The following is a 26,595-nucleotide window of genomic DNA, read 5'->3' as shown; positions in this document are numbered from 1 at the left end:
CGCGGGTCGGGTGACTGCATTGAATTGGCCGGCTGCGTGCATCTCGTACACGCTGGTCCGGCACCGCACTGTGTGTGGTGGCAGGCCGCTAGCCCGCAGCCACCTCGCGCGTCCGGGTGTCACTCATGTACCCGATCACCTCCCTTCCTACGTAGACCACACCCTAGGAAGCGATCGGGCATCGATCAACCGCTTTTCCGGGATGATGACTCTGAGGGCTCCGACCGGCTGCTGTAGCCGTATCCGTCGCCCCGCTGCAACAGCTTGAGATTCCAATGGGAGACGTTGATACGGCCTTCTGGCGTCGTCATGCTGTGCTGCCCCCTGGCACGGACGGAGATGCGGCCGGTCCAAGTGCCTGCCCACTTGCCTGTCGGGACATCGGCCCGGACGAGATCGCCGGTCACGTACCCGAAGTGCTGTTTGGCACGGGCTCGGCGCAGCCGCGGAAATCCGAAGCGGTCCGGAGTGGTGCGGGCGTACGACCCGCGTCCTGTCGCTCTGACGACGAGTACCTGCCCGGGATACCGCACGACTGCGTCACCGCTCTCATGATCCAGAAGCCCGACGGACAGCGCGTCCAAGGTGTGCGTCTTCGCTAACCCCATGGCGCTGCGGTTCCACTTCGTACGGCCGCCTGACCAGGCGTGCACAGGCCTGCCTTGGTCGCTGAGTCTCTCCGTGAGCTGCCATCGGGTCGCGTTCATGGCTGCGGCGTCCTGGAGTGGTGTTCTGAGCTGTCGGACGATCTTCGCGAGCCTGTCGGGCTGGTCGGCGAGGAAGATCTCGACGGGAGTGTTGTTCTTGACCTGGTTGCAGGGAACACAGGTGAGGACGAGGTTGGAGATGCGGTTGGTGCCGCCTCGGCTGCGGGGTCTGAGGTGGTCGATGTTCAGGGGTACGCCGGTGGCGTCGCAGTAGGCGCAGGCGTTGTTCCACTTTGCGCGGAGGTAGGCGCGGGCTTCGGTTCCGGCGAGGGTGCCCTGCTGGTACTCGCGTGCGGTGAGGGCTCTGCCTTCACTCATGGCGTGGGTGTCGAAGGCGACGCGTTCGATGTGGATCTCGGTGACGGGTGCGTAGCGGCAGAGGCGGGCGGCCTGGGAGTAGGTGGTGTCGACCCGGTGGCGCAGGGAGGGTGGAAGCCAGCCGGTGCGCCGAGTTCGGTTGTTTGAACGGGGTTTTCGATAGCGGCAGTTGGCGGAGCGTCGGCGGTGTCGGTAGCCGGCTCGTTGCTGCATGGCTCTGTGGATCTGGTCGCCGCGATGCTGGAGTTCGACTGCTACGAGTCCGCGTCTGACAGTGATGACGGCGCCGTGCTCATCGGCTTCTTTTTTCTCGTCGGTGAGGGCGAGACCGGTGCCTTTGGAGCCGGGGTCGATGCGTAACTGAACGCCGTCGACCTCGGATTCGGCGCGTGTACGGTCCTTCAGCCGGATGGTGAAGGGCACTTGTCGGGCGACGACCGCCCTTCCCTTGCCAAGGAGTTCGCGGGCGCGGGCCGGATGGCAGGGCATGAGGGGGTCCCCCTCCTTGGACAGCACGAAAACCCTGCTCGCGCCGATTCCGCCGCTGTATGGCGGGGTGTGCGGGGAAGCGTCACCGCTTCCGTTCTCTGCCGCCTCCGCTGCCGTGGCAGCGTTCTTGGCGTGACGCCGACAGGGCTTGGTGCCGCGCCCGTCGGTCTCCCCTCGCCCATGTTCCCGGCCGGTGCCTCGCGCGGTGGCGGGGTGTCCGTGAGCCGTTTCGTCCCTGCTCCCAGGGGTGTCTGCTCTCCCGGATTCCAGAGCAGGCTGCTGAGGAAGCACAGCCTGGTGGGTCTGCTCGCCTGCGGGGAACGTAGTCATCGGGGCACCTCCCTGATCTTGCGGATCGTGATGACTGGGGCTGGTCACTCGACAACCGTGCGGTTGGGGAGCGAGTGACCTCCCTTCATCGCTGTGCAAGAGAAATTAGCGGTCAGATCTCCGCCCAGGGGTTGAATCCCGAGAAGGCACTCATCAGTGCGAAATGTCCCAAACGGCCGAACATGCAGTCGATCCACCTGTTAAGGGATTTCGTCAAGGTGAGTCATCTGCCAGGAAGAGCCCCGCCAACCGCCCCCGCGTCTCCGCCAAGCAGGCGTCGCAGAAGAGCGCTCCGTCGTCGACGTCTGCGGCTGTTGCGACGACCTCGTGGTGGTCGGCGAGGCTGTCGGGGGCGGCGACGGCTCCTTCGTAGCACTCGCGCCCCTGGGCGATCGACCCAGCAAGCGGAAGTCCATGAAGGTGCCATCGGAGCGGCCGCCTCCGATGAGGCTGGCGGCGGCGCTGGTGTTGTGGAGGGTGTCGGGGTGCTCCCGCTGTGGCCATGGCGTTGACTGCGCCAGGAGGGTCTGGCAACGATTAGCGTTCCACGCATGACAATGCGACGAGCGATCCTCAGCGGTTCCACCTTCGAGGACCGGATCGGGTACGCGCGGGCCGTCATCGACGGGGACCAGGTGCATGTGTCCGGGACGACCGGGTTCGACTACGCGACCATGACGATCTCGGACGACGTGGTGGAGCAGGCCGAGCAGTGCCTGCGGAACATCGGGGCCGCTCTTGCCGAGGCGGAGTGCACTTTCGCGGACGTGGTGCGGGTGCGCTACCTGCTGCCCGACCGGGAGGACTTCGAGCCCTGCTGGCCGGTCCTGCGCCGCCGCTTCGGCGAGGTCCGCCCGGCGGCCACGATGCTCGTGTGCGGTCTCGCGGACCCCAGGATGAAGATCGAGATAGAGGCGTACGCGCGGAGGGGGAGCGGTGATCGTGGCTGACCTGCGGATTGAACCCGTCGTAGGGGACGGCATGGCGGAGGAGTGGCGGTACGTTCACAACGTGATCGTTCCGCCTGCTGCCATGGGGCTCGAGGGCGTGCGGGAGCGTGGTCGGCGGTATCGGCTGGAGAACGCGTATCTCGGGGACGTGCTCGTGGGGTGCTCGACCGTGCGGCCGCCGGAGGGGGAGGACGCCGTGGCGACCGTCATCGCGCGCGTGCTGCCCGATTTCCGGAAGAGGGGTTTCGGCACCGCTCTGTACGAGAAGGGTCTTGATCATGCACGCGTGCTCGGCGCCAGGGTGATCGAGACATGCGTGCTGGCCGTCAATGGGGACGGGACGCGGTTCGCGCGGGCGCGTGGGTTCGTCGAGGTCGACCGGTATGTGCTGGACGGCGGGAGCGACGAGTGGATCGACCTGCGGCTGGAGCTGGACCGAAGGGCCGTTTGAGCGGGTTCGGCGCGTTTCCCGTGCACAACGATTCCTTTAATCTTGCGGGAACCAGGTGTGTGCTGCGTCACGTTCGAGTTGAATGATTGTTAGTGAGCGAAGCAGCCGGCAGGGGGTCCAGGTGAGTGCTTCACGGCGTAGTGGGACCACCGACGAGCTGGGGCCGGACGGCCCGGAGGGCGCGGGCGGTTCGGATCTGCTCGCCGCGCTGCTGGACGGGATGGACGCGGCCCTGTGCGCCTTCGACGCCGAGGGCGTCGTGACGCACTGGAACCGTGAGGCGGAGCGGATCCTCGGGTGGACCGCGGCCGAGGCCGTGGGACGGCACGGGTTCGCGGGCTGGGCCGTGCGGCCGGCGGACGCCGAGGAGGTCGAGGCGCGGCTGATGTCCGCCATGCAGGCGCCCGGACGGCAGGTGCACGAGTTCGCGTTGCTGACCAAGGAAGGCGGGCGGGTCCTCGTACGCACCCAGTCCGCGGCCGTGCGCGGACCCGACGGGAAGCCGGCCGGGGTGTACTGCGCCTTCAGCGAGGTGCACACGCAGATCGACCTGGAGCGCTCGATCGCGCTGAGCGAGGCGCTGTTCGAGGACGCCTCGTGGGGTGTCGTGCTGGTCGACGCCGATCTGCGGCCCGCTGCGGTGAACGCGCACGCGGCCCGGTCGTTGGGCGTCGGGCGTACGTCCGTGCTGGGGCGGCCCCTCGGGGAGCTGCTCGCGCAGGGCGTGGAGGAGCTGGAGAGCGCGCTCACCCATGTGCTGGCCGAGGGCGCTCCGCCGGCGCCGGCCGAGATCTGGGTCGCGGTGCGGACACCGGACGGGGAGAAGCGGCGCTGCTGGCGCTGCGGCTTCGTACGGCTGGCCTCACCGCTCGCGGAGGAGCCTGTGCCGTTGGGTGTGGGCTGGCTGTTCCAGGACGTCACCGAGGCCAAGCAGAGCGAGCAGGAGGCCTCGCTGCTGCGCTTCCGGGCGAACCAGTTGCACCGGGCGGCCCGGGCGGCCGCCGAGTGCGAGGATCCGGCCGAGGCCGCCGTCGTCCATCTGGACTTCGCACTCGCGGGATTCGCCGACCACGCGCTGATCGACCGGGTGGCCGGGGGTGCGGTGGCCGATGGGGAGGGTTCCGGGCCGGTCCGGCTGGTGCGGGTCGCCGCGACGCCCTCCGGGGCACCCGGGCCGAGCATGCAGGCGTCGGGGGCGGCCGGACTGCCCGTGCGGTACGGCGAGGGGCATCCGGCGTTGCAGTGTGTGGACCGGATGGGATCGGTACGGGCGAGTGTGGGGACGGTGTCGGCGGACCGGGCCCGGGAGTGGGCCTCGGCCCGGCAGTGGCCCGGGGACGTGGTGCACGCGCTGTGCGCGGTGTTGCGCAGCCGTGGGCGGACGCTCGGGGTCGTGACGTTCCTGCGGGGGTCCGGGAGGGGCCAGTTCGAGCGGGGCGACGCGGTGTACGCGGAGGACGTGGCGGTGCGGATCGCTTCGGCGTTGGATCTGGGTGGGGTGGTGGGGCGGCCGTAGGGCGGTGTTGAGCCGCTTCTTCAGGGGCTCAGCCGCTCCACCCGCCAGCTCCCGTCCGCCTGTGCCGCATAGCGCAGCCTGTCGTGCAGGCGGTTCTCGCGGCCCTGCCAGAACTCCACCGTCTGCGGGGCCACCCGGAAGCCGCCCCAGTTCGGGGGGACCGGGACTTGTTGGCCCTCGGGGTAGCGGGCGGCCAGGTCGGCGTAGGCGGTGTCGACCTGTTCGCGCGTCTCGATCACCGAGGACTGCGCGCTGGCCCAGGCGCCGAGCTGGGAGCCGTGGGGGCGGCTGCGGAAGTAGGCGGCCGTCTCGTCGCGGCCGGTACGGCGGGCGAGGCCGGTGACGATGACCTGGCGGGCCATGGGGTGCCAGGGGAAGAGCAGGGAGATGTACGGGTTCCGCGCGAGGTCGCTCGCCTTGCGGGAGTCGTAGTTGGTGTAGAAGACGAAGCCCTGTTCGTCGAACTGCTTGAGCAGCACCGTGCGGGAGCTGGGGCGGCCCTCGGCGTCCGCGGTGGAGACGACCATGGCGTTCGGCTCGAAGAGGTGCGCCTCGGTGGCCGCCTGCTTGAACCAGCGCGCGAACTGTCCGACGGGCGTGGCGGCCAGGTCGGTCTCGGTGAGGCCTTCCGCGCGGTACTGCTCGCGCATGGAGGCGGGGTCCGGGAAGACGGCGTGTGCTGCGTCGGTCACCCGGTCATCTTGCCGTACGGATGGCCCGCCCACCGATGGTGGCACTGAGTGCCGCGTGGACTCCCCAAAGGTGACACTCGGGGATATCGTGGCGTCATCCGTCGAACACATCACGAGGAGCCGCCTGATGTCCGACTTCGTACCTGGCCTCGAAGGCGTCGTCGCGTTCGAGACGGAGATCGCCGAACCGGACAAGGAGGGCGGCGCGCTGCGGTACCGGGGCGTCGACATCGAGGATCTGGTCGGCCATGTCTCGTTCGGCAACGTGTGGGGGCTGCTGGTCGACGGCGCCTTCAACCCGGGTCTGCCGCCCGCCGAGCCGTTCCCGATCCCGGTGCACTCCGGGGACATCCGGGTGGACGTCCAGTCGGCCCTTGCCATGCTCGCCCCGGTGTGGGGTCTGAAGCCGCTGCTCGACATCGACGCCGAGCAGGCGCGTGCCGACCTCGCCCGGGCCGCCGTGATGGCCCTCTCCTACGTCGCCCAGTCCGCGCGCGGGCAGGGGCATGCGATGGTGCCGCAGCGGGAGATCGACAAGGCGCAGTCCGTCGTCGAGCGGTTCATGATCCGCTGGCGGGGCGAACCGGACCCGAAGCACGTGGCCGCCGTGGACGCCTACTGGACGTCGGCCGCGGAGCACGGGATGAACGCGTCGACGTTCACCGCGCGCGTGATCGCCTCCACCGGCGCGGATGTCGCCGCCGCGCTCTCCGGGGCCGTGGGCGCGATGTCCGGGCCGCTGCACGGGGGCGCGCCCTCCCGGGTGCTCGGGATGATCGAGGAGATCGAACGGACCGGGGACGCGGAGGCGTACGTCAGGCAGGCGCTGGACCGCGGTGAGCGGCTGATGGGCTTCGGGCACCGGGTGTACCGGGCCGAGGACCCACGCGCGCGTGTGCTGCGTCGTACGGCCCGTGAGCTGGGGGCGCCGCGGTTCGAGATCGCCGAGGCGCTGGAGAAGGCGGCGCTGGCGGAGCTGCACGCGCGCCGGCCGGATCGGGTGCTCGCCACGAACGTGGAGTTCTGGGCGGCGATCGTCCTCGACTTCGCGGAGGTGCCGGCGCACATGTTCACGTCGATGTTCACGTGCGCGCGGACGGCCGGGTGGTCGGCGCACATCCTTGAGCAGAAGCGGACGGGGCGGCTGGTGCGGCCGTCCGCGCGGTATGTGGGGCCCGGGTCTCGGGATCCTCAGGACATTGAGGGGTACGGGAGTATCGCCCACTGAAGGGGTGCCTGAGGGTCGTGGGCGGCTGCGGGTGAGTCGTGGCTTGTCGCGCAGTTCCCCGCGCCCCCAACGGAGCTACAGCAGGGCCTCGTTCAGTAGTGCTGTCCACTGAGTGACCACTTTGTCCCGCCTGGCCTTGTCGTCCGTCAGTAGGTTCGCCAGGCCCAAGCCCCTCGCCATGTCCAGTAGGCCCTGGACCGTCTCGCGGACGCCCGGTTTCGACTCGTCCGCGCCCAGCAGTTCCACCGCTATCCGGTGGGTCTCGCGGCCCACCCGCGCCTCCAGCTCCGTGACCTGGGGGCGCAGTTGCTCCTCGTTGGAGGCTGCGACCCACAGGTGGAGGGCGGCTCGGAAGAGGGGGCCTGTGTAGAGGTCGACGAGGGCCGAGATCACCGCGCGCCGGTCGTCTGCGGCGCCCTGTGGGAACAGGGCGCGCAGGGCCGTGGAGCGTTCCTCCGCCACGTATTCGACGGCCGCCGTGAAGAGGTCCTCCCTTGTCGGGAAGTGGTGCTGGGCGGCGCCGCGGGAGACGCCCGCGCGTTCGGCGACGACGGTCACCGTGGAGCCGGACCAGCCGTGTTCGGCGAGCGCGGCCACGGCGGCCTCCAGGAGGCGCTGCCGGGTGGCCCGGCTGCGGTCCTGCTTGGGCCTGCGTTCGGCGCGGTCACCGATCGTGGTCACACCACCCATGGGGGATCCCGTCGTTCCAGGAAGGCTGTCATGCCCTCGTGCGCCCGGGGCGAGGCGAACAGCCGGGCCGAGAGCGCGGTCAGGTCGGCCGCGTCCCGGTCGAAGGTCTCCAGCACCCTAGCCGTGAGCAGCCGTTTCGTTTCGGCCAGGGCCTCGGGGGCGGCTCGTCGCAGACCGTCCAGGACGGGGGCGAGTACGGCGTCCACGTCGTCGCCCGTCGCCGTCACCAGGCCGATCCTGGCGGCCTCGGCCGCGTCGAAGCGTTCGCCGGTGAGGTAGTGGCGGGCGAGCGCGCGGGGGTCGGTGCGGGGCAGGAGCGTCAGGGAGATGACCGCGGGGGCGAGTCCGATCCGTACCTCGGTGAAGGCGAACGTGGACTCCGTGGCGGCGGCCGAGATGTCGCAGGCGGCGAGGAGGCCGAGGCCGCCCGCGCGGACGTGCCCCGCGACCCTGGCGACGACCGGTTTCCCGAGCTCCACGATCTGCCGCAGGAGCCCGACCAGGGCGTCCGGGTCCGGGGGGTCCTTGAGGTCGGCGCCCGCCGAGAAGGTGTTGCCGGTGTGGGTGAGGACGATCGCGCGTACGGCGTCCTCCTTGGCGCAGTCCGCGAGGCACGAGGCCAGCTCGCCCAGCAGGGCCGCCGACAGGGCGTTGCGGTTGTGCGGGGAGTCGAGGGTGAGGGTCTCGACTCCCCGGGTGTGGGTACGGCCGATGAGCGTCACGTGCGTTCCCTGAGCTGTCGTCGGAGGATCTTGCCGGAGGCGGCGCGGGGCACCGCGTCGATGAAGGTGACCTGGCGGACGCGTTTGTAGGGGGCGACGCGTTCGGCGACGTACATCATGACCTCGCTCTCGGAGAGTTCGGGGGCGTCCTGCTGGCGGACCACGTAGGCGTGCGGGACCTCGTTGTTCTCGTCGTTGTAGACGCCGATGACGGCCGCGTCGGCGATCCGGGGGTGAGTGAGCAGGAGGGCCTCCAGTTCGGCGGGGGCCACCTGGAAGCCCTTGTACTTGATGAGCTCCTTGACCCGGTCGACGACGAACAGCCAGCCGTCGGCGTCGACATGGCCGACGTCTCCGGTGTGCAGCCAGCCGTCGGGGTCGATCATCGCGGCGGTGTCGTCGGGGCGGCCGAGGTAGCCCTTCATGATCTGCGGGCCGCGGATGAGGATCTCGCCGGGCTCCCCGATGTCGAGGTCCTTGGCGGGGTCGTCGAGGGAGACGATCCGCATCTCGGTTCCGGCGATGAGCTTGCCGACGGTCCCGGGTGGTGCCTCGCGCATGGCGGACAGGGGGACGACATGGGTGCCGGGCGAGAGTTCCGTCATGCCGTACGCCTGGCCGACGGGCGGGAGGCCGAGCCGGGCCGAACAGGCGGCGGCGAGCCGGGCGTCCAGCGGGGCGGCGGCGCTGACGATGTACCGCAGGGACGACAGGTCGTACCGCTCGACCAGCGGGTGCTTGGCGAGGGCGAGGACGATCGGCGGGGCCACGTACAGGCCGGTGATGCGGTGGTTCTGGATGGCCGCGAGGAAGGTCTCCAGGTCGAAGCGGGGCAGGACGACGACGGTGGCGCCGAGGCGCAGCGGCGCGTTCATGAGGGCCGTGAGGCCGTAGATGTGAAAAAAGGGAAGAACTGCCAGAATACGGTCGCCGGGGCCCGCCGACATCAGTTGTTCCAGCTGGGCGAGGTTGGTGGCGATCTGCCGGTGCGTGAGCATCACGCCCTTGGGGGTGCCGGTGGTGCCCGAGGAGTACGGCAGCGCCGCCACGTCCGTCGCCGGGTCGATGGCGATGTCCGGCTCGGGGACCGTGGAGGCCAGCATGTCGATCAGGGAGCGGTGGCCGGGCGCGCTGTCGCAGACGAAGATCTCCCGTACCCCGCCCGCGAGTTCGGCGGCCCGGCGTGCTGTCTCGAGAAGCGGCGAGACGGTGACGATCCAGCGGGCGGCCGAGTCGGAGAGCTGCTTGGCGAACTCCTCCGGCGTGGCGAGCGGGTGCACGGTGGTGACGGAGGCGCCCGCGCGCGTGGCGGCGTAGAACGCGGTCGGGAAGGCGATCGTGTTGGGGCTGTGCAGCGCGAGCACATCCCCCTTGGCGACGCCCGCCTCCGCGAGTCCGGCGGCGACCCGGCGGTGGAACGCGTCGAGTTGGCCGTAAGCGAGGGTGGTGCCGTCGGTGCCGTCGATCAGTGCGGGCGCGTCACCGAACTCGGTGGCGCGGGCCAACACGGCGTCGTGGATGGGCAGTTCTACGGGCTGGACGTCTGCGTACTCGCTGCGGAACACGGTTCCTCCAAGACGGCCGTGACCAAGGCGGTCTAGTACGACTTGGGCAGGCCCAGGGTCTGGTGGGAGACGTAGTTGAGAATCATCTCCCTGCTCACCGGTGCGATACGAGCCACGCGCGCGGCCGTTATCAGCGAGGCGATCCCGAACTCCCGGGTGAGGCCGTTGCCGCCGAGGGTGTGGACCGCCTGGTCGACCGCCTTCACGCAGGCCTCCCCCGCGGCGTACTTCGCCATGTTGGCGGCCTCCCCCGCGCCCACGTCGTCGCCCTCGTCGTAGAGGTGGGCGGCCTTCTGCATCATCAGGCGGGCGAGTTCGAGGTCGATGTGGGCCTGGGCGAGGGGGTGGGCGATGGCCTGGTGGGCGCCGATGGGGGTGTCCCACACGGTGCGCTCGCGGGCGTACGTGATCGCCTGGGAGAGGGCGTAGCGGCCCATTCCTATCGCGAAGGCCGCGGTCATGATGCGTTCGGGGTTGAGGCCCGCGAAGAGTTGCAGGAGGCCGGCGTCCTCGTCTCCCACGAGGGCTTCGGCGGGGAGACGTACGTCGTCGAGGGTGAGCTCGAACTGCTTTTCCGGGGCGTCCAGTTCCATCTCGATACGGCGCCTGTCGAAGCCCGGGGCGTCTCGCGGAACGATGAACAGGCAGGGCTTGAGGCGGCCGGTTCGGGAGTCCTCCGTGCGGCCGACTATGAGGGTGGCGTCGGCTATGTCGACGCCGGAGACGAAGACCTTGCGGCCGGTCAGCAGCCAGTCGGCTCCGTCGCGGCGGGCCGTGGTGCTGATGCGGTGGCTGTTGGAGCCGGCGTCGGGTTCGGTGATGCCGAAGGCCATGGTGCGGGTGCCGTCGGCGAGTGCGGGGAGCCAGTCCTGCTTCTGGGATTCCGTGCCGAAGCGGGCGATCACCGTGCCGCAGATGGCGGGGGACACGATCATCATCAGGAGGGGGGCGCCGGCTGCGCCGAGTTCCTCGAGGACGATGGAGAGTTCGGCGATTCCGCCGCCTCCGCCTCCGTACTCCTCGGGGAGGTTGACTCCTAGGTAGCCGAGTTTGGCTGCTTCGGCCCAGAGTGCCTCTCGGTCGTAGGTGCGGCCGTGGCGTTTGCCCAGGGCGGATACGGCTTCTCGGAGGGACTTGTGCTCATTGGTTTCGGTCGTGGGCATGTGGCTCCTTTGTTGTGGCCGGTCGCGCCCGCGCGGCGGTAGCCGCACATTGATGCAGCCCCGCGCCCCTACGTAGTTCGGACTACCGCCAGTAGAGAGCCGACCGTTACCTGTTGGCCGACAACCGCATTCAGCTCGGTGAGCGTTCCCGTGTGCGGGGCCGTGATCTTGTGTTCCATCTTCATCGCCTCCAGCCACAGGAGGGGTTGGCCCGCTTCCACCGCGAATCCCTCCGTCAGGCCGTCCGCGATCCTTACGACCGTTCCCGGCATGGGGGCCAGTAGGGAGCCCGGGGCGTGTTGGACCGTCGGGTCGGGGAAGCGGGGCAGGGCCGTCAGAGTCGTGCCGTTGACGTGGACCTGGTCGCCGTACCTCGCCACCTCGAACTTCCGCTGCACACCGTCCACTTCGAGTACGACGCGACGCGCGTCGGCGTTGACCACCCGGACCCCGTCCGCCTCCAGGCCCTCCCTCGTGTGCCGGTAACGGACCTCGTGCTCCTCCCCCGCCATCGCGTACCGCTTTGTCTGCGGGGCGGAGTGCAGGTTGCGCCAGCCGCCGAAGCGGGAGCGTCCGACCGCGTCCGCGAGGGCCGCCGCCAGGGGGGCGTACGCGTCCGGGGCGGCCTCGGTGAGTTCGGTGAGGTGGCGGTCGTAGAAGCCCGTGTCCATGCGGGCCGTCGTGAACTCCTTGTGGCGAAGGGAGTTCACCAGCAGGTCCCTGTTCGTGGTCGGGCCGTGGATCGTCGCCGTCTCCAGCGCGCCGGCCAGTCGGCGGACCGCCTCCGCGCGGGTGGGGGCGTGGGCGACGACCTTGGCGAGCATCGGGTCGTAGTGGACGCCGATGTCGTCGCCGTCCCCGTAGCCCGTGTCCAGGCGTACGGACGCGGGGAGCGAGAGACGGTGCAGGGTGCCGGTCTGCGGGGTCCAGGCGGTCGCCGGGTCCTCGGCGTAGAGGCGGGCCTCCACGGCGTGCCCGTTCGGGCTCGGAGGGCTTTCCGCAAGGGCCTCGCCCTCGGCGATCCGGATCTGCTCCGCCACCAGGTCCACGCCGAACACCGCTTCCGTCACCGGGTGTTCGACCTGGAGGCGGGTGTTCATCTCCAGGAAGTGGGCCTCGGTACCGGAGACCAGGAACTCGACCGTGCCCGCGCCCACGTAGTCCACCGCGCGTGCCGCACGCACCGCCAACCCGTGCAGTTCCTCGACGAGTTGGCCGGGCAGACCCGGGGCCGGGGCCTCCTCGATCACCTTCTGGTGGCGGCGTTGGAGGGAGCAGTCGCGGGTGCCCAGGGCCCAGACCGTGCCATGGGTGTCGGCGAGGATCTGGACCTCGACGTGACGGCCGTCCTCGACGTACGGCTCGACGAACACCTCGCCGTCACCGAAGGCGCTCGCGGCCTCGGCGCGGGCGCTCTCCAGCGCGATGGCCAGGTCTTCGATGCGGCGTACGACGCGCATTCCGCGTCCTCCGCCGCCCGCGGCCGCCTTCACCAGCACCGGCAGGTCGGTCTGTGTCACCTCGCCCAGGGGTGCGAGGCCCATCAGTTGCTTCGCGCGCGTCTTGGACGCCATCGCCTCGATCGCGGAGGGCGGTGGGCCGATCCAGACCAGGCCCGCGTCGAGGACCGCGCGCGCGAAGTCGGCGTTCTCGGAGAGGAAGCCGTAGCCGGGGTGCACGGCGTCGGCGCCGGACGCGACGGCCGCCTTCACGATCAGGTCGGCGCGCAGGTACGTGTCGGCGGGGGCCGCTCCCGGGAGCCGTACGGCCGTGTCCGCCACACGCGTGTGAAGGGCGTTCGCGTCCGGGTCCGAGTGCACGGCGACCGTTCGGATTCCCAGCTCACCGCAGGTGCGGAAGATCCGGCAGGCGATTTCACCCCGGTTGGCGACGAGCACAGAAGTGATCACTGAAGGTTCCTCACATCCGGAAGACGCCGAAGCCGCCGCGGGCGCCCTCGTAGGGGGCGGTGTGGATCGCGGACAGGCACAGGCCCAGTACCGTCCGGGTGTCGCGGGGGTCGATGACGCCGTCGTCGTAGAGCCGCCCGGACAGGAACATGGGCAGTGACTCGGACTCGATCTGCTGCTCCACCATGGCGCGCAGGGCGGCGTCGCCCTCCTCGTCGTACGGCAGCCCCTTCGCCGCGGCCGACTGGCGGGCCACGATGGAGAGCACGCCGGCGAGCTGCTGGGGGCCCATGACGGCCGACTTGGCGCTGGGCCAGGCGAAAAGGAAGCGGGGGTCGTAGGCGCGTCCGCACATGCCGTAGTGACCGGCGCCGTACGAGGCCCCCATGAGCACCGACAGGTGCGGGACCTTCGAGTTGCTCACCGCGTTGATCATCATCGCGCCGTGCTTGATGATGCCGCCCTGCTCGTACTCCTTGCCGACCATGTAGCCGGTGGTGTTGTGCAGGAAGAGGAGCGGGATGTCGCGCTGGTTGGCCAACTGGATGAACTGGGCCGCCTTTTGGGACTCCTCGGAGAACAGGACCCCCTGGGCGTTGGCCAGCACGCCGATCGGATAGCCGTGCAGTTCGGCCCAGCCGGTCGCGAGGCTCGTCCCGTACAGGGGCTTGAACTCGTCGAAGTCGGAGGCGTCGACGATCCGGGCGATCACCTCGCGGGGGTCGAAGGGTGTGCGGAGGTCGCCGGGGACGATGCCGAGGAGTTCGTCCTGGTCGTACTTGGGAGGCTCGGCGGGGCCCGGATCGCCGTACGCCTTGCGGTGGTTGAGGCGGGCCACGACCCTCCGGGCCTGCCGCACCGCGTCCTGTTCGTCCACGGCGAAGTAGTCCGCGAGGCCCGACACCCGCGCGTGCATCTCGGCGCCGCCGAGGGACTCGTCGTCGCTCTCCTCGCCGGTGGCCATCTTCACCAGGGGCGGGCCGCCGAGGAAAACCTTGGCACGCTCCTTGACCATGATCACGTGGTCGGACATGCCGGGGATGTACGCGCCGCCCGCGGTGGAGTTGCCGAACACGACCGCGACCGTGGGGATTCCGGCTGCCGACAGCCGGGTCAGGTCGCGGAAGACGGCCCCGCCGGGGATGAAGATCTCCTTCTGGGAGGGCAGATCCGCGCCGCCGGACTCCACCAGGCTGATGCAGGGCAGCCGGTTGGCGAGGGCGATGTCGTCGGCCCGCAGGGCCTTCTTCAGCGACCACGGGTTGCTCGCGCCCCCGCGTACGGTCGGGTCGTTGGCGGTGATCAGGCACTCCACGCCCTCCACCACCCCGATCCCGGTGACAAGGGAGGCGCCGACCGTGTAGTCGCCGCCCCAGGCGGCCAGCGGGGACAGTTCCAGGAAAGGCGTGTCGGGGTCGAGGAGCAGCTCGATACGTTCCCGGGCGAGCAACTTGCCGCGTTTGCGGTGCCGTTGGACGTATTTCTCGCCACCACCGGCCAGCGCCTTGGCGTGCTCGGCGGTCAGCTGGTCCAGCTTGGCGAGCATGGCCTCGCGGTTGGCCCGGTAGTCGGGACCCGCCGTGTCCAGGCCGGAGTTGATGATGGTCACAGCAGGGCCTCCGGGATCTCCAGGTGGCGGGAGCGCAGCCATTCGCCGAGGGCCTTGGCCTGCGGGTCGAAACGGTGCTGGGCGGCGACGCCCTCGCCGAGGATCCCCTCGACGACGAAGTTGAGGGCACGCAGGTTGGGAAGGTCGTGGCGGGTGACGTTCAACTCCGCTGTTTCCGGGAGGAGTTCGCGGAGCCGGTCGACGGTGAGTGTGTGGGCGAGCCATCGCCAGGCCTCGTCCGTCCGGGCCCACACCCCGATGTTCGCGTTGCCGCCCTTGTCGCCGCTGCGGGCGCCGACGACGAGGCCGAGGGATGCGCGGCGGGTCGGGCCGGGCGGCAGGGGGGCCGGCAGAGGGGGTGGCGGCGGGTACGCGAGTACGGCTGTGTCCTGTGCCGGCGCCACAGGGATCCGTCGACCGTCGTGGAGGACGGCCACATGGTCCACGGCTCCATGGGGGACGTACACATCCTCGAAGACTCCATAGGGCGAGCCCTTCCCGGGTGGTGCCAGCACATGGAACCCGGGGTAGCTGGCCAGGGCCAGTTCCACGGCGGCCCCGCTGAGCGCGCGTCCGACGACCTCCTGGTCCGGGTCACGGACGACCAGCCGCAGCAGCGCGCTCGCGGTCTCCTCCGTATCGGCGTCGGGGCGGTCGGTGCGGGACAGGTCCCAGCGCACGTCGGCGGTCTTGGCGAGGACCGGTTCGAGCTGCTCCCGCACCAGCGCGGCCTTGGCCTCGATGTCGAGGCCGGTCAGGACGAAGACGACCTCGTTGCGGAAGCCGCCGAGCCGGTTGAGGCCGACCTTGAGGGTGGGGGGCGGGGCCTCGCCGCGTACGCCGGAGATCCGGACGCGGTCGGGGCCGTCCTGGGTGAGCTCGACCGTGTCGAGGCGGGCGGTGACGTCGGGCCCCGCGTACCGGGCGCCCTGTGTCTCGTACAGCAGTTGGGCGGTCACCGTGCCCACGTCCACGAAGCCGCCGGTGCCGGGGTGTTTGGTGATGACGGCGGTGCCGTCCTCGTGGAGTTCGGCGAGGGGGAAGCCGGGCCTCCTCAGATCGTGCCCGCCCTCGGTGAAGAACGCGTAGTTGCCGCCGGTCGCCTGTGTCCCGCACTCCAGGACGTGCCCGGCGACGACGGCTCCCGCGAGCCGGTCGTACTCCCCGGGCCCCCAGCCGAAGTGGGCGGCGGCGGGTCCGGTGACCAGGGCCGCGTCCGTCACCCTCCCCGTGACCACGACGTCCGCGCCCTCCCGTAGACAGGCCGCGATGCCGAAGCCGCCGAGGTAGGCGTGGGCGGCGAGGCTGCCGGGGTGGCGGGGGGTGAGGTCGTCGCCCTCGACATGGGCGACCTTCGTCTCCAGGCCGAGCCGGTCGGCCAACTCCCTTATGCGGGAGGCGAGTCCGGCCGGGGCGAGGCCGCCCGCGTTGGCGACGATCCGGACGCCCCGCTCGTGCGCGAGGCCGAGGGACTCCTCGAGTTGCCGCAGAAAGGTGCGGGCGTATCCGCCCCCGGGGTCCTTGAGCCGATCCCGGCCGAGGATGAGCATGGTCAGCTCGGCGAGGTAGTCGCCAGTGAGGACGTCGAGTTCACCGCCGGTGAGCATCTCGCGCACGGCGTCGAAGCGGTCGCCGTAGAAGCCGGAGGCGTTGCCTACGCGGAGGGGGGCATCCGCTGGGGGTGTCATCCGGCCGCCCCCTTGGGTGCGCGCCCCTTACCGGGTGGGCCCGCGAAGGCCTGGGCGATGTCGAGCCAGCGGTCGGCGTCCTCCCCCACGGCGGTCAGGGCGAGGTCGGCGCGGTGCGCGCGCTGGGTGACCAGGAGGCAGAAGTCGAGGGCGGGGCCGGTGACGCGGTCGGTGGCGTCCTCGGGGCCGTAGGTCCACAACTCGCCGGTCGGGCCGGCGAGTTCGATGCGGAACTCCTCGAACGGCGGGGTCAGTCCGTGCGTGCCGAAGGAGAAGTCGCGGGTGCGGACGCCGAGCCGGACGATGTGCCGGATCCGGTCGGAGGGAGCACGGGTGACGCCGAGCGCGTCGGCCACGTCCAGGCCGTGGGCCCAGGTCTCCATGAGGCGGGCGGTGGCCATGGAGGCGGTGGACATGGGCGGGCCGTACCAGGGGAAACGCGCCCCCTCGGGTGCCGCGCGCAGGGCTTCCGCCAGGTCCTCGCGGCCCGCCCGCCAGTACGCGAGCAGCCGTGCCGGCGGCTTCCCGGCGACCTCCTCCGCGCCGTTGTCCACGAAGTCCCCGGGTGCCGCGAGGGCCTTCTCGACCTCGCGGGAGAAGGCCTCGCGGTCGGTGACGGCGAGCAGGGAGGAGTGGTCGGTCCAGGCGAGGTGGGCGATCTGGTGGGCGACGGTCCAGCCGGCGGCGGGGGTCGCGAGCGCCCACTGCTCGGGGCTCAACCCGGCCACGAGCAGATCGAGTTCGTCGCTCTCCGCGCAGAGGTCGTCGATGACGGGGGTGAGGTCGGCCATGAGGCGAGGATGGCAGGGGGCCCCAAAACAAGCAAGCGTGCTTGCATTGATTCCATCCGGACCGCCTTGCGTTCACCCCTAACTCATTGCAACGAACGAGAAGGACGCGTTGCGTTACCTTCCCATCTGTTGCAATGAAATTCGCGGCGTGAACTGGGCCGAACCCCTACCGTGGCAATAAATCAGTTGCCACAACCATGAACGCAACGTAGCTTTTCCATATCAAGAAACAACGGTACGCAAAGGAGGAGGTCCCCATGAAGTCGCCGCTCGCACCGAAGCCCGAGACGGCGCCTTCGGTCGCTCCCGGTCCCGTCGCCGCCTTCCTGCGGTTCGTGGTCCTCGGAGGCGGCGTCGGAGTCCTCTCCGGCCTGGCGGTACCGCTGCTGGCCATGACCACGCCGTGGGCGCTCGCCAACGCCATCGTCACCCTCGCCTCGACCCTGCTGTGCACCGAACTCCACGCCCGTTTCACCTTCGGCAGGGGGCGCGGTGCGGGGTGGCGCGAGCACTGGCAGTCGGCGGGCTCGGCCACCGCCGCGTACGCGGTGACCAGCACGGCCGTGTTCATCCTGCACCTGGTGTGGTCGTCCCCCGGCCTGCTGACGGAGCAACTCGTCTACCTCGGCGCGTCCGGCCTGGCCGGTGTGGGGCGCTTCGTGGTGCTGCGGGTGTACGTCTTCGCCGCGCGGCGGGACGAGGCAGGGCTGCGGAAGCGGCGGGGGGCGGCGACCGCGCCGGTGCTGCTGGCGGCGTAGGACATCGACGCGGTCTCCGCCCTAGAGACCCCTCGCTGAAATTCACGCGCGGGCGCCTCCGTCCCCGCAGTACCGTCCCCCGGTGACTGATGAGGACGGCTACTTCGGGGAATCCATCGCAGCGACCTACGACGAGTCCACCGCGGGCATGTTCGCCCCGGACGCCGTGGAACCCGCCGTAGCGCTGCTGGCAGAGCTCGCCGGCGCAGGTCGCGCCCTTGAACTCGGCATCGGTACCGGACGGATCGCCTTGCCGTTGGCCGGGCGCGGGGTCGAAGTCCACGGGATCGAGCTGTCCCGGGCGATGGCGGACCGGCTGCACGCCAAACCAGGCGGTGACGCGGTCGGCGTGACCATCGGGGACTTCGCGTCGGCCACCGCGCCCGGCGACTTCACCCTCGCCTACCTCGTCTTCAACACGATCATGAATCTGACCACGCAGGACGACCAGGTGGACTGCTTCCGCAATGTCGCCCGGCAGCTCGAACCCGGCGGGACCTTCGTCGTCGAGGTCATGGTTCCCGATCTGCGGAGGCTGCCTCCCGGGCAGAACGCCGTCCCCTTCCACGTCGGCGACCGGCGACTCGGTTTCGACACCTACGACCTCGCCACCCAGGCCATGTCCTCCCACCACGTCAAGGTCACGGAGGACGGACAGGGCTCCTTCCGGTCCATCCCCTTCCGCTACGTCTGGCCCGCCGAACTCGACCTGATGGCCCGGCTGGCGGGGATGCGGCTGCGGGAGCGGTGGGAGGACTGGGAGCGGAAACCGTTCACCCACGACAGCCGTCAGCATGTCTCCGTATGGGAGAAGGCCGCGGGCTGATCGGGGCCGGGTTCGCTCTACCTGGTCGCGGCCGGGCTGCTCGGCTTCGCATGCTGTGCGGTGTTGCTGATCGTGACGATCGTGGGCGAAATCGTCATCCGCTTCGAAAGGCGGCCGTCCGTGGATTCAGCACACTGAACACTGACGTGAGCAATTGACGTGAGTACAGGCGGTGCTGGCGTGCTTTCGCCATGAGCCTCCCGGGGGGGCTACGACACCCAGGTCGGTACACCTAGGGCGTACCCGGGGCACTCCGCCCCACCTGCGTACGGACCGCTCCCATGCTGGCCGCGATGACGAGTGCGATGGCGAGTGCCTGGAGTGCGGACAGGGTCTGGTGGAGGATCAGGAAGCCCGCGAGGGCGGCCAGGGCCGGTTCCAGGCTCATGAGGATCGCGAAGGTGGACGCGGGCAGGCGGCGCAGGGCGAGGAGTTCGAGGGTGTAGGGCAGGACGGAGGACATGAGCGCCACCGCCGCGCCCAGGCCCACGGTCACCGGGTCGAGGAGCCTGGTGCCCGACTCCACGATGCCGAACGGCAGGAACGCCAGCGCGCCGACCGCCATCGCCAGGGCGAGGCCGTCGGCCTGCGGGAAACGGCGGCCGGTGCGCACGCTGAAGATGATGTACGCCGCCCACATGGTGCCCGCGGCCAGGGCGAAGGCGACACCTATGGGGTCGAGGTCACCGAAGCCCCCGCCACCTCCGCCGCCGAGCAGGAAGACGCCGCCGAGCGCGAGTCCGGCCCAGACCGCGTTGACCGCGCGGCGGGAGGCCAGGACGGAGAGGGCGAGGGGGCCGAGGACCTCCAGGGTGACCGCGGGGCCGAGGGGGATGCGGTCGACGGCCTGGTAGAAGAGGCCGTTCATCGCGGCCATGGTGAGCCCGAAGACGACGACCGTGCCCCAGTCGGTGCGCGAGTGGCCGCGAAGGCGGGGACGGCAGACAAGGAGCAGTACGACCGCGGCGGCCATCAGCCGCAGCGTCACGACGCCGAGCGCACCGGTCCTGGGCATCAGGGTCACGGCCAGGGCGGCGCCGAACTGCACCGAGACGCCGCCGGCGAGAACCAGGCCGACGGGCCCGAGCGCACCGCGGCGCCTCGGCGCGCCCGGCGGCGGAACGGCGACCGGGGTCGAGGAGAGCGGGGCGGCTGCGTCGGAGCGGGAGGTGGTCACGGGGCGTCCAGGGATCATCTCGAGGTTTTGTCCATCACGGTGCACTGCGAAGTCCACGGTAATGGACTTCGACAGGTGTGTGAACCGGTTATACGGCTGTCCCGAATGGCGGACGGTGTTCCATGGCCTCCCCGGCCCCCCCGGCCTCCCCGGGACGACTCGCTCCGCAAGAGCGGCTGCCCTCCGGCCGGGTGGGCGGGCCGATCACCGCCAAACGCATCCTCGCCGTCGGCATGTCGGGCTCGTACATAGGCTCTCGCTTGAAAGTATGATTACTCGCTCGACTGACAGGTCTCCCCCCAACGGCACCTGAACTCCCGCCTGTTGAAGGGCGCGCCCCGCAGTAGCGAAAAGGAATCCACGGTGTCTGACGAAGAACGGCTGATCGCCGGCCGGTACCGCGTCCTCGAACGCGTCGGCCGAGGCGGTATGGGCACCGTATGGCGGGCCCACGACACCGTTCTCGGCCGCCATGTCGCCGTCAAGAGGCTTCACCCCCAGCCCCATCTCTCCGAGGGCGAGCTCGCCACTCTCTTCGAGCGCACCCGCCGAGAGGCGCGCAGCGCCGCCCGGATCAGCCACCCCAATGTCGTCGTCGTCCACGACGTGGTGGACGACGAGGGCCTGCCCACCATCGTCATGGAGTACGTGCCCTCCACCACGCTCGCCGACCTGATCCAGGCGCACGGCCCGGTCCCGCCCGAGGAGGCCGCCAGGATCGGCCTGGGCGTGCTCGCCGCGCTGCGCGCCGCTCACCGGGCCGGAGTCCTGCACCGGGACGTGAAACCCGCGAACGTGCTGCTCACCGAGGACGACCGAGTCGTCCTGACCGACTTCGGCATCGCCCAGGCCTCCGACACCTCGACCCTCACCGTCACCGGACAGCTCGTGGGATCGGTCGACTTCATCGCTCCCGAGCGCCTCGCCGGCGCGAGACCGGGCCCTGAGGCCGATTTATGGGCGCTGGGCGCAACGCTCTTCCAGGCGGTCGACGGCCACTCACCGTTCCTGCGGGACTCGGTGACGGAGACCATGTACGCCATCGCCCTGGGCCCGGTGCCCGAGGTCCGGAAGGCCGGACCGCTCACGCCGCTGATCCAGGGTCTGATCGCCAGCAAGCCCGACGAGCGGCTGTCGGCCGAGGAGGCCGAGAGTCTCCTGCGGACGGCGGCGGCCGAAGGCCACTCCTCTGCCGCCGGGCCTGCCGTGACCGCCGAAGCCGCCGAGCCCGACCACGTCCCGGAGCGGGCGCCGGATCCGGAAACGACGCGGCAGCACGGCAAGCGCGAGGCATCCGTCGCCGTAGCCTCCCCGGACGGTGGTCCGCCTCCCACCTCGGCCGGCCGGCGGGCGCAGCCGCGTCCGGGACGCTGGAGGAAGCCGGTCGTGCTCGGCACGGCGGTCACCGCGGCGGTACTGATCGCGGTCTCGCTGCTGGTCACCCAGAACGTCGACAAGGGCGGGGGCGGTACGACCGCCCCGGCAGCGGACGGAACAACCGCGGCGGGCGACAAGATCGCGCCGCGAACCCCGGGCACGTCCCCGTCCGCGACGCCCTCTCCGTCGAACTCCCCGAATTCGGGAGCGAGTTCACCGGAGGCGGAGAACTCCTCGCCGTCGTTGCCGGCGACCGGGACCGAAGGAGCCGACAGCGGGGCGGGCCCCGGGACCGAGGACACGCCCGCCAAGAGCGGATCCGGCTCCACGGTCGCTCCGAGCGGCCGTGCCCTGGTGGTGGCCGCCTCGGGGAAGTGCCTGAGCCGTGGCGACGGAGCCGAGGGGACACAGCTGTTCCAGGACACGTGCGACGGCTCGGCGGCGCAGCAGTGGCAGCTCGGTTCCGGGACCGTCCGGTCCTCGGGGAAGTGCATGACCGTGGAGGGGGGAGCGACCGACGACCGCACCCCGATCCGACTGGCCGGCTGCGACGGGAGCGGCAGCCAGCAGTTCGGCCTCGACGACACAGAGTTGCTGGCCGGGCAGTCGCAGAAGTGCGTCGACATCTTCGGCGGCGCGTCCGGAACGGTGGCGGTCCTGTGGGAGTGCAACGGCAGGGACAACCAGACCTGGACGCTCGGCTGACAGCTCCGTCAGCGGCCGGCGCCGATGCGTGGCTCGCGCACCATGAAGACGTCCACCGGGTCCTCGCTCTCCACGGTGAACCCGTGGCGCTCGTAGAGCCGCCTGGCCGCGCTGCCCTGGAGGACGTTCAGACGGACGGTCACCCCGTCGGCGTCGGTCCGGGCGAGCAGGGTGCGCAGGACGGCCGAGCCGAGACCGCGGCCGTGGAGTTCCGGGTCGATGAAGAAGTGCTCCAGCCAGTGCCCGTCCTCGGCCGGCCGCAGTGCGACACAGCCCGCGAAGCGGCCTTCGGCCACGACGACCGACATGTGCGCCGCGACGAAGGCGTCCCGGAACCGCTGCCGTACCCGGTGCTCGTCGAACCGCCCCAGCCGTTCCAGGTCCGGGCGCATCACCACGGCCCGCAGCTCGACGATGACCTTGACGTCGGCCGCCCGCACGGGCCGCAGGGTCCACTCCGTGAGACACGTACTCGTTTCCACGCCCGGAGTATCGCAACGCCCCCAGGAACCCGCCCCGCCGTCTCGCTCTACGAGCGCCCCCCACCCGCCCCACGGCCGCCCCTGCCGTCCCGCGGCCCGAACGCCTCCAGCGCCTCCCCGTCCGTCACCCGCGCGTTGAGGTAGTGGTCGGCCCACTCGGCGATCTCCGGATACCCGCACTCCGCGACGAGCCGCCCGACGGCCCCCGGGATGTCGTACGGCGTCACCCGCAGGTCGGCGCCGGGGCCCAGCAGGCACCAGTGGGCGCCGGGGCGGCCGTACGGCATGCCGACGCTGCCCGGGTTGACGACCAGGCGGCCGTGCGCGAGCCGGACGTAGGGCATGTGGGTGTGCCCGCAGACGATGGTGCGGACGTTCTCGGGGACGTCCTCGAAGACCTCCGCCCAGCGTTCGGGGCGTGAGTCGACCAGGACGACCTCCTCGTCGTCGCGGGGTGTGGCGTGGCAGAAGAGCACTTCGCCGAGGCCGCGCACGGTGAGGGTGAGGGTCGCGGGGAGGGAGGCGAGGAACTCGACGCGCTCGTCGGTGAGTTGGGCGGCGGCGAAGGGGCCGATCGGGTCGGGTATGGCGTCCCGTCGTCCTGTGCGGTACTCCACGAGTTCCCGGTCCGCGTTGCCCGCGATCCACCGCACCCGATCGCCCTGTTTCCTCAACAGGTCGAGGACCTGGGCCGGTTGGGGCCCCGCGGTGATGTCCCCAATCAGCACGATGCGGTCGGCGGCGGCCACCTCCGGCTCGGCGAGGACGGCCTCCAGGGCGGGAAGGACGCCGTGGATGTCGGAGAGGACGGCGACGCGGTGCAGGGCGGGGTCGGTCATGGCCTCACCCTGCCCGCGCTCGCGTGTGCTCAGCCCTTGTGGGCCGGTGCGAAGTGGACCGGGATGTACTGGTCGTAGAGCCGGCTGGAGGTCGCCGTGAAGTCGGCGCGGGTGACGATCGCGCACTTCACGGTGGTGTCGCAGACGACGCCGTCGGCGATCTCGGGCTCGAGGTCGAGGGTGGTGGTGAACCGGCCGCCCTTCTCGTAGGGGATCGTGACGCCGGGCGTGCCCGTGCCCTGGTCGGTGATGCGGCGGGCCGAGCCATCCGTCGACTCACGGCCGCCGAGGCAGGGGGTGGGGAGGGTGGTGTAGGTGGAAGGATCGCCGAGACGGACGCCGTCGGGGATCACGCAGAACGCCAGGAAGATGCCCTGGGCGCGGTTGTAGCCCTTGCCCAGGACGTCGACCGTGCCGCCCGCCGCGGGCAGCAGGGTGGACTCGGCGGTCAGCCGCAGGTGGAAGGTCTCGCCGTCGGCGGTGGTGACGGTGCGGTGGGCGTGGCCGGTGAACGGGGAGGCACTCGCGGTGCCTGCGAGCGGCAGCAGCGCGGCGAGTGCGGCGGCCGTGACCGCGAACGCGCCGCGCAGCAGGTTTGTGGTGGTGGGGGGTGTCATGAGCCGGATTCTGCCTGCTCGCGACCTGCTCACGGCGCTCGGTCGAGGGCCTGCGCCAATACCTCCACCAGATGTTTCCCTCGTAGACCCGCGAGTTGCTCCAGCTGTGTACGGCAGGAGAACCCGTCGGCCAGTACCACCGCGTCCTCGGGCGCCTCGCGTACCGCCGGGAGCAGCTGTTCCTCCGCGCAGGCCCGTGAGACCTCGAAGTGCCCTTTCTCGAAGCCGAAGTTGCCTGCCAGGCCGCAGCAGCCGCCGGTCAACTCGCCGGTGAGGCCTGCGGCTTCGCGCAGGCGGCGGTCCGCCACGTCGCCGAGGACCGCGTGCTGGTGGCAGTGGGTCTGGCCGACGACAGGACGGTCCAGGGCCGGTGGCCGCCAGTCGGGGGCGAGTTGCTCCAGCGCCTCCGCGAAGGTGAGCACCCGGGCGGCGAGACGGGCGGCACGGGGGTCGTCGTGCAGCAGCTCCGGGAGGTCGGTGCGGAGGGCGGCGGCGCAGCTCGGTTCCAGGACGACGAACACCGGCGGGTCCGCCACGTCGTCCAGCTCGGGCAGCAGGAACGGCTCCACCAGGTCCAGCGTGCGGCGCAACACCGCCCGGGCGCGGTCGAGTTGGCCCGTGGAGAGATACGTGAGACCGCAACAGGCGCGGACCCGGGGGCGGCCCCAGGACGCGGGCGCGGACACGCCGATGCCCTCGATCTCGCCGTCCTGCGACCGGTGCACGTTCCACGGCCGCCCCGGCAGCTCGACCGCCTCGATCCCGGCCGCCTCCAGCACCCGCACCGCCGCCCGGCCGACGTCCGGCGAGAGGTGCTCGGTGAAGGTGTCCGGCCACAGGAGGACCGTCTTCCCGGGCACCTCGGGTCTCCTTCCCGCCCGCGCCTCGGCCGCCCACCCCCGCATCCGCTCCCTGTTCCGCCGCCGCAGCCACCGGCTGAACGTCTCCGTCGCCACCCGCGGGATCTCCCGCTCCCCCGCGATCCCGCCGAGCCGTTTCGCGACGGCCGCCAACGGCCGTACCGCGGCGAGGGTGTTGACCAGCGGAGCCAGCCGCAGCCGGTCCACCCAGCGCAGCCACTGCGGCAGCCGTCCCATGCTGTAGTGGGCGGCGGGCCGCCGTCGCCCCGCGTAGTGGTGGTGCAGGAACTCCGCCTTGTACGTGGCCATGTCCACCCCGACCGGGCAGTCGGACCGGCAGCCCTTGCAGGACAGGCACAGGTCCAGCGCGTCCCGGACCTCCGTCGAGCGCCAGCCGTCCGTGACCAGGTCACCGGCCAGCATCTCGTGCAGCAGCCGGGCCCGCCCGCGCGTGGAGTGCTCCTCCTCGCCGGTGACCCGGAACGACGGGCACATCACGGCGGACCCGGAAGCCGACGTCGTACGGCATTTCGCGACCCCGACGCAGCGCCGTACGGCGGCGGAGAAGTCACCGCCGTCGGCCGGGTACCCGAAGGCGACGTCGACGGGTTCGCGGGGCAGGACGGAGAAGCGGAGGTTGGAGTCGAGGGGGGCGGGGCGCACCAGCATCCCGGGGTTGAGCAGATCGTCCGGGTCCCACACCGCCTTCGCCCGCTCGAAGAGGGCGACCATCTCCTCGCCGTACATCCTCGGCAGCAGTTCGGCCCGCGCCTGCCCGTCCCCGTGCTCCCCGGACAACGATCCGCCGTGTGCCGTCACCAGCTCGGCGAGTTCCTCGGAGAAGCGGCGGAACCTCCCGATCCCCGCCTGCGTCAGCAGGTCGAAGTCGATGCGGACGTGGATGCAGCCGTCGCCGAAGTGGCCGTACGGCGTCCCGCGGAACCCGTGCGCGACCATCAGCGCCCTGAAGTCCCGCAGATACGCGCCCAGCCGCTCCGGCGGCACCGCGCAGTCCTCCCAGCCGGGCCAGGCCTCCGAGCCGTCCGGCATCCGGGTCGCCGTGCCGCTGGCGTCCTCGCGGATGCGCCACAGGGCCCGCTGCCCGGCCGGGTCGGTCACCACGAGCGCGTCCAGGACGTCGGCCGCGCGCATGATCTCCTCCGCACGCGCACGTGCCTCTGCCTGCGACTCCCCGCCCGTCTCCACGAACAGCCAGGCGCCGCCCCTGGGCAGCGCGGCCGCCGAGGGCACCAGGTCGGCCGCCATGCCCTCCACCGTCAGGGGGCGGTGCACCAGCAGCCCCGCCGCCGCCTCGGCGGCCGCGCCCTCGTCGGCGTACCCGAGCACCGCGAGCGCACGCGCGCGTGGCGCCTCGACGAGTCGTACGACGGCCTCGGTGAGGACGCCCAGGGTGCCCTCGCTGCCGCAGAAGGACCGGGCGACGTCGGCCCGGTGCTCAGGCAGCAGGGCGTCCAGCGCGTATCCGGAGATGCGGCGGGGCAGCGCGGGGAACCCGGTCCGCAGCCGCGCGAGCTCCCCGTCGACCAGCTCCCGCAGCCCTTCCGGCGCCCCGGCCCACTCCTGCCCGAGCCGCAGCCGCCGCCCGCGCGCGGTGACGACGTCCAGCTCCGCCACGCTGTCCGCGGTCGTGCCCCAGGCCACCGAGTGGGAGCCGCAGGAGTTGTTGCCGATCATCCCGCCGAGCGTGCACCGGCTGTGGGTGGAGGGGTCGGGCCCGAAGCGGAGACCGTGCGGGGCGGCGGCCTCTTGGAGGCGGTCGAGGACGAGGCCCGGCTGCACGACGGCGGTACGCGCCTCGCGGTCCAGGGACACCAGCCGGTTCATGTGCCGGGTGAAGTCCAGGACGACTCCGGTACCGGTGGCCTGCCCGGCGATGGACGTACCGCCACCCCGCGGCACGACGGGTACGCCGTGCGTGCGACAGACCTCGAGTACGGCGGCCACATCGTCCGCGTCTCTGGGCGCCACGACCCCGAGCGGGACCCGCCGGTAGTTGGACGCGTCCATGGTGACCAGGGCCCGGGAGGTGACGTCGAAGGCGACCTCTCCCCGGACGGCCTTGCGCAGGTCGGCCTCGAGATCCGTCATGAGTCCAGCAAACCAGCCGGGTCAAC

22 protein-coding genes are annotated in these 26,595 nt (G+C 71.0%); 7 read left to right on the top strand and 15 right to left on the bottom strand.

Translation table 11 applies throughout. The annotated features are described in order from the left end of the window. Window positions 1-185: 185 nt before the first annotated feature. The gene (gene iscB, locus ACFYRX_RS30625) at window positions 186-1,541 is read right to left on the bottom strand and encodes an RNA-guided endonuclease IscB (RefSeq protein WP_389106527.1); all 1,356 of its coding nucleotides are present in this window, start codon (window positions 1,539-1,541) and stop codon (window positions 186-188) included. Window positions 1,542-2,395: 854 nt separating this feature from the next. Here iscB and ACFYRX_RS30620 point away from each other — a divergent pair. The 3 genes from ACFYRX_RS30620 (at window position 2,396) to ACFYRX_RS30610 (ending at window position 4,761) form a co-directional block, all read left to right on the top strand. Further along, the gene (locus ACFYRX_RS30620; protein ID WP_389106525.1) at window positions 2,396-2,794 is read left to right on the top strand and encodes a RidA family protein; all 399 of its coding nucleotides are present in this window, start codon (window positions 2,396-2,398) and stop codon (window positions 2,792-2,794) included. Window positions 2,795-2,825: 31 nt separating this feature from the next. Next, window positions 2,826-3,245 carry a GNAT family N-acetyltransferase gene (locus ACFYRX_RS30615; protein WP_389106925.1) on the top strand — a complete coding sequence of 140 codons (420 nt, stop codon included), beginning with the start codon at window positions 2,826-2,828 and terminating at the stop codon, window positions 3,243-3,245. 121 nt (window positions 3,246-3,366) lie between these two features. Further along, window positions 3,367-4,761: a PAS domain-containing protein gene (locus ACFYRX_RS30610; RefSeq protein ID WP_389106522.1), complete on the top strand. Its 1,395-nt coding sequence runs from the start codon at window positions 3,367-3,369 to the stop codon at window positions 4,759-4,761. A gap of 20 nt (window positions 4,762-4,781) precedes the next feature. On the opposite strand, the gene pdxH is transcribed toward ACFYRX_RS30610, so the two are convergent. Then, window positions 4,782-5,411 (bottom strand): pyridoxamine 5'-phosphate oxidase, encoded by a 630-nt coding sequence (pdxH, locus tag ACFYRX_RS30605; protein WP_389106922.1) that lies wholly within the window; start codon window positions 5,409-5,411, stop codon window positions 4,782-4,784. Window positions 5,412-5,580: 169 nt separating this feature from the next. On the opposite strand from pdxH, the gene ACFYRX_RS30600 reads away from it, so the two are divergent. Continuing rightward, window positions 5,581-6,681, top strand: a complete 1,101-nt coding sequence (locus ACFYRX_RS30600) for a citrate synthase 2 (RefSeq protein ID WP_389106520.1) — start codon at window positions 5,581-5,583, stop codon at window positions 6,679-6,681. A 75-nt stretch (window positions 6,682-6,756) separates the two neighbouring features. On the opposite strand, the gene ACFYRX_RS30595 is transcribed toward ACFYRX_RS30600, so the two are convergent. From ACFYRX_RS30595 to ACFYRX_RS30560, 8 genes are all read right to left on the bottom strand, one after another. Continuing rightward, entirely contained in the window at window positions 6,757-7,371 is a 615-nt protein-coding gene (locus tag ACFYRX_RS30595) for a TetR/AcrR family transcriptional regulator (RefSeq protein ID WP_389106517.1), read from the bottom strand. After that, on the bottom strand, window positions 7,359-8,093 hold the full coding sequence (locus tag ACFYRX_RS30590; RefSeq protein ID WP_389106514.1) for an enoyl-CoA hydratase family protein: 735 nt from the start codon (window positions 8,091-8,093) through the stop codon (window positions 7,359-7,361). Before ACFYRX_RS30590 ends, ACFYRX_RS30595 begins: the two co-directional genes overlap by 13 nt. After that, entirely contained in the window at window positions 8,090-9,658 is a 1,569-nt protein-coding gene (locus ACFYRX_RS30585; protein WP_389106511.1) for a 4-coumarate--CoA ligase family protein, read from the bottom strand. The genes ACFYRX_RS30590 and ACFYRX_RS30585 overlap by 4 nt, the downstream gene beginning before the upstream one ends. A 32-nt stretch (window positions 9,659-9,690) precedes the next feature. Continuing rightward, entirely contained in the window at window positions 9,691-10,821 is a 1,131-nt protein-coding gene (locus tag ACFYRX_RS30580) for an acyl-CoA dehydrogenase family protein (protein WP_389106508.1), read from the bottom strand. Between the two features lie 68 nt (window positions 10,822-10,889). Beyond that, on the bottom strand, window positions 10,890-12,731 hold the full coding sequence (locus tag ACFYRX_RS30575; RefSeq protein WP_389106505.1) for a biotin carboxylase N-terminal domain-containing protein: 1,842 nt from the start codon (window positions 12,729-12,731) through the stop codon (window positions 10,890-10,892). A gap of 10 nt (window positions 12,732-12,741) precedes the next feature. Further along, window positions 12,742-14,382, bottom strand: a complete 1,641-nt coding sequence (locus tag ACFYRX_RS30570; protein WP_389106502.1) for an acyl-CoA carboxylase subunit beta — start codon at window positions 14,380-14,382, stop codon at window positions 12,742-12,744. Then, window positions 14,337-16,028 carry an acyclic terpene utilization AtuA family protein gene (locus tag ACFYRX_RS30565; RefSeq protein WP_389106499.1) on the bottom strand — a complete coding sequence of 564 codons (1,692 nt, stop codon included), beginning with the start codon at window positions 16,026-16,028 and terminating at the stop codon, window positions 14,337-14,339. Before ACFYRX_RS30565 ends, ACFYRX_RS30570 begins: the two co-directional genes overlap by 46 nt. Continuing rightward, on the bottom strand, window positions 16,025-16,819 hold the full coding sequence (locus tag ACFYRX_RS30560) for a TIGR03084 family metal-binding protein (protein ID WP_389106496.1): 795 nt from the start codon (window positions 16,817-16,819) through the stop codon (window positions 16,025-16,027). Before ACFYRX_RS30560 ends, ACFYRX_RS30565 begins: the two co-directional genes overlap by 4 nt. A 257-nt stretch (window positions 16,820-17,076) precedes the next feature. Here ACFYRX_RS30560 and ACFYRX_RS30555 point away from each other — a divergent pair, with 257 nt between their 5' ends. Then, window positions 17,077-17,577 (top strand): GtrA family protein, encoded by a 501-nt coding sequence (locus ACFYRX_RS30555; RefSeq protein ID WP_389106493.1) that lies wholly within the window; start codon window positions 17,077-17,079, stop codon window positions 17,575-17,577. 82 nt (window positions 17,578-17,659) lie between these two features. Beyond that, the gene (locus tag ACFYRX_RS30550) at window positions 17,660-18,403 is read left to right on the top strand and encodes a class I SAM-dependent DNA methyltransferase (RefSeq protein ID WP_389106491.1); all 744 of its coding nucleotides are present in this window, start codon (window positions 17,660-17,662) and stop codon (window positions 18,401-18,403) included. A gap of 232 nt (window positions 18,404-18,635) precedes the next feature. Here the strand turns inward: ACFYRX_RS30550 and ACFYRX_RS30545 are convergent, their stop codons facing one another. Then, a complete protein-coding gene (locus ACFYRX_RS30545) occupies window positions 18,636-19,580 on the bottom strand; it encodes a DMT family transporter (RefSeq protein ID WP_389106488.1) in 945 nt (314 codons plus the stop codon). Between the two features lie 363 nt (window positions 19,581-19,943). Here ACFYRX_RS30545 and ACFYRX_RS30540 point away from each other — a divergent pair, with 363 nt between their 5' ends. Further along, on the top strand, window positions 19,944-21,662 hold the full coding sequence (locus ACFYRX_RS30540) for a protein kinase (RefSeq protein ID WP_389106484.1): 1,719 nt from the start codon (window positions 19,944-19,946) through the stop codon (window positions 21,660-21,662). 8 nt (window positions 21,663-21,670) lie between these two features. On the opposite strand, the gene ACFYRX_RS30535 is transcribed toward ACFYRX_RS30540, so the two are convergent. The 4 genes from ACFYRX_RS30535 to ACFYRX_RS30520 are packed head-to-tail and all read right to left on the bottom strand — an operon-like array spanning window position 21,671 to window position 26,569. After that, the gene (locus tag ACFYRX_RS30535; RefSeq protein ID WP_389106481.1) at window positions 21,671-22,144 is read right to left on the bottom strand and encodes a GNAT family N-acetyltransferase; all 474 of its coding nucleotides are present in this window, start codon (window positions 22,142-22,144) and stop codon (window positions 21,671-21,673) included. A gap of 47 nt (window positions 22,145-22,191) precedes the next feature. Then, on the bottom strand, window positions 22,192-22,983 hold the full coding sequence (locus ACFYRX_RS30530; protein ID WP_389106478.1) for a metallophosphoesterase family protein: 792 nt from the start codon (window positions 22,981-22,983) through the stop codon (window positions 22,192-22,194). 29 nt (window positions 22,984-23,012) lie between these two features. Further along, window positions 23,013-23,600 carry a hypothetical protein gene (locus tag ACFYRX_RS30525; RefSeq protein ID WP_389106476.1) on the bottom strand — a complete coding sequence of 196 codons (588 nt, stop codon included), beginning with the start codon at window positions 23,598-23,600 and terminating at the stop codon, window positions 23,013-23,015. Between the two features lie 29 nt (window positions 23,601-23,629). Then, window positions 23,630-26,569, bottom strand: a complete 2,940-nt coding sequence (locus tag ACFYRX_RS30520; RefSeq protein ID WP_389106474.1) for an FAD-binding and (Fe-S)-binding domain-containing protein — start codon at window positions 26,567-26,569, stop codon at window positions 23,630-23,632. Window positions 26,570-26,595 lie beyond the last annotated feature (26 nt).

The sequence above is a fragment of the Streptomyces sp. NPDC005374 genome, assembly GCF_042872225.1.
In the GTDB taxonomy this organism is placed as follows: domain Bacteria; phylum Actinomycetota; class Actinomycetes; order Streptomycetales; family Streptomycetaceae; genus Streptomyces.
This window is presented reverse-complemented; position numbering and strand designations above follow the sequence as displayed.

Bases quoted from the DNA above. Each gene is read 5' to 3' on its own strand.
- pdxH (WP_389106922.1), bottom strand. From the start codon at position 5,411: ATGCGCGAGCAGTACCGCGCGGAAGGCCTCACCGAGACCGACCTGGCC.
- ACFYRX_RS30595 (WP_389106517.1), bottom strand. From the start codon at position 7,371: ATGGGTGGTGTGACCACGATCGGTGACCGCGCCGAACGCAGGCCCAAG.
- ACFYRX_RS30600 (WP_389106520.1), top strand. From the start codon at position 5,581: ATGTCCGACTTCGTACCTGGCCTCGAAGGCGTCGTCGCGTTCGAGACG.
- ACFYRX_RS30615 (WP_389106925.1), top strand. From the start codon at position 2,826: ATGGCGGAGGAGTGGCGGTACGTTCACAACGTGATCGTTCCGCCTGCT.
- ACFYRX_RS30565 (WP_389106499.1), bottom strand. From the start codon at position 16,028: ATGACACCCCCAGCGGATGCCCCCCTCCGCGTAGGCAACGCCTCCGGC.
- ACFYRX_RS30555 (WP_389106493.1), top strand. From the start codon at position 17,077: ATGAAGTCGCCGCTCGCACCGAAGCCCGAGACGGCGCCTTCGGTCGCT.
- ACFYRX_RS30520 (WP_389106474.1), bottom strand. From the start codon at position 26,569: ATGACGGATCTCGAGGCCGACCTGCGCAAGGCCGTCCGGGGAGAGGTC.
- ACFYRX_RS30570 (WP_389106502.1), bottom strand. From the start codon at position 14,382: ATGGCTGCGCTCCCGCCACCTGGAGATCCCGGAGGCCCTGCTGTGACC.
- ACFYRX_RS30525 (WP_389106476.1), bottom strand. From the start codon at position 23,600: ATGACACCCCCCACCACCACAAACCTGCTGCGCGGCGCGTTCGCGGTC.
- ACFYRX_RS30620 (WP_389106525.1), top strand. From the start codon at position 2,396: ATGACAATGCGACGAGCGATCCTCAGCGGTTCCACCTTCGAGGACCGG.
- ACFYRX_RS30560 (WP_389106496.1), bottom strand. From the start codon at position 16,819: ATGGCCGACCTCACCCCCGTCATCGACGACCTCTGCGCGGAGAGCGAC.
- ACFYRX_RS30530 (WP_389106478.1), bottom strand. From the start codon at position 22,983: ATGACCGACCCCGCCCTGCACCGCGTCGCCGTCCTCTCCGACATCCAC.
- ACFYRX_RS30580 (WP_389106508.1), bottom strand. From the start codon at position 10,821: ATGCCCACGACCGAAACCAATGAGCACAAGTCCCTCCGAGAAGCCGTA.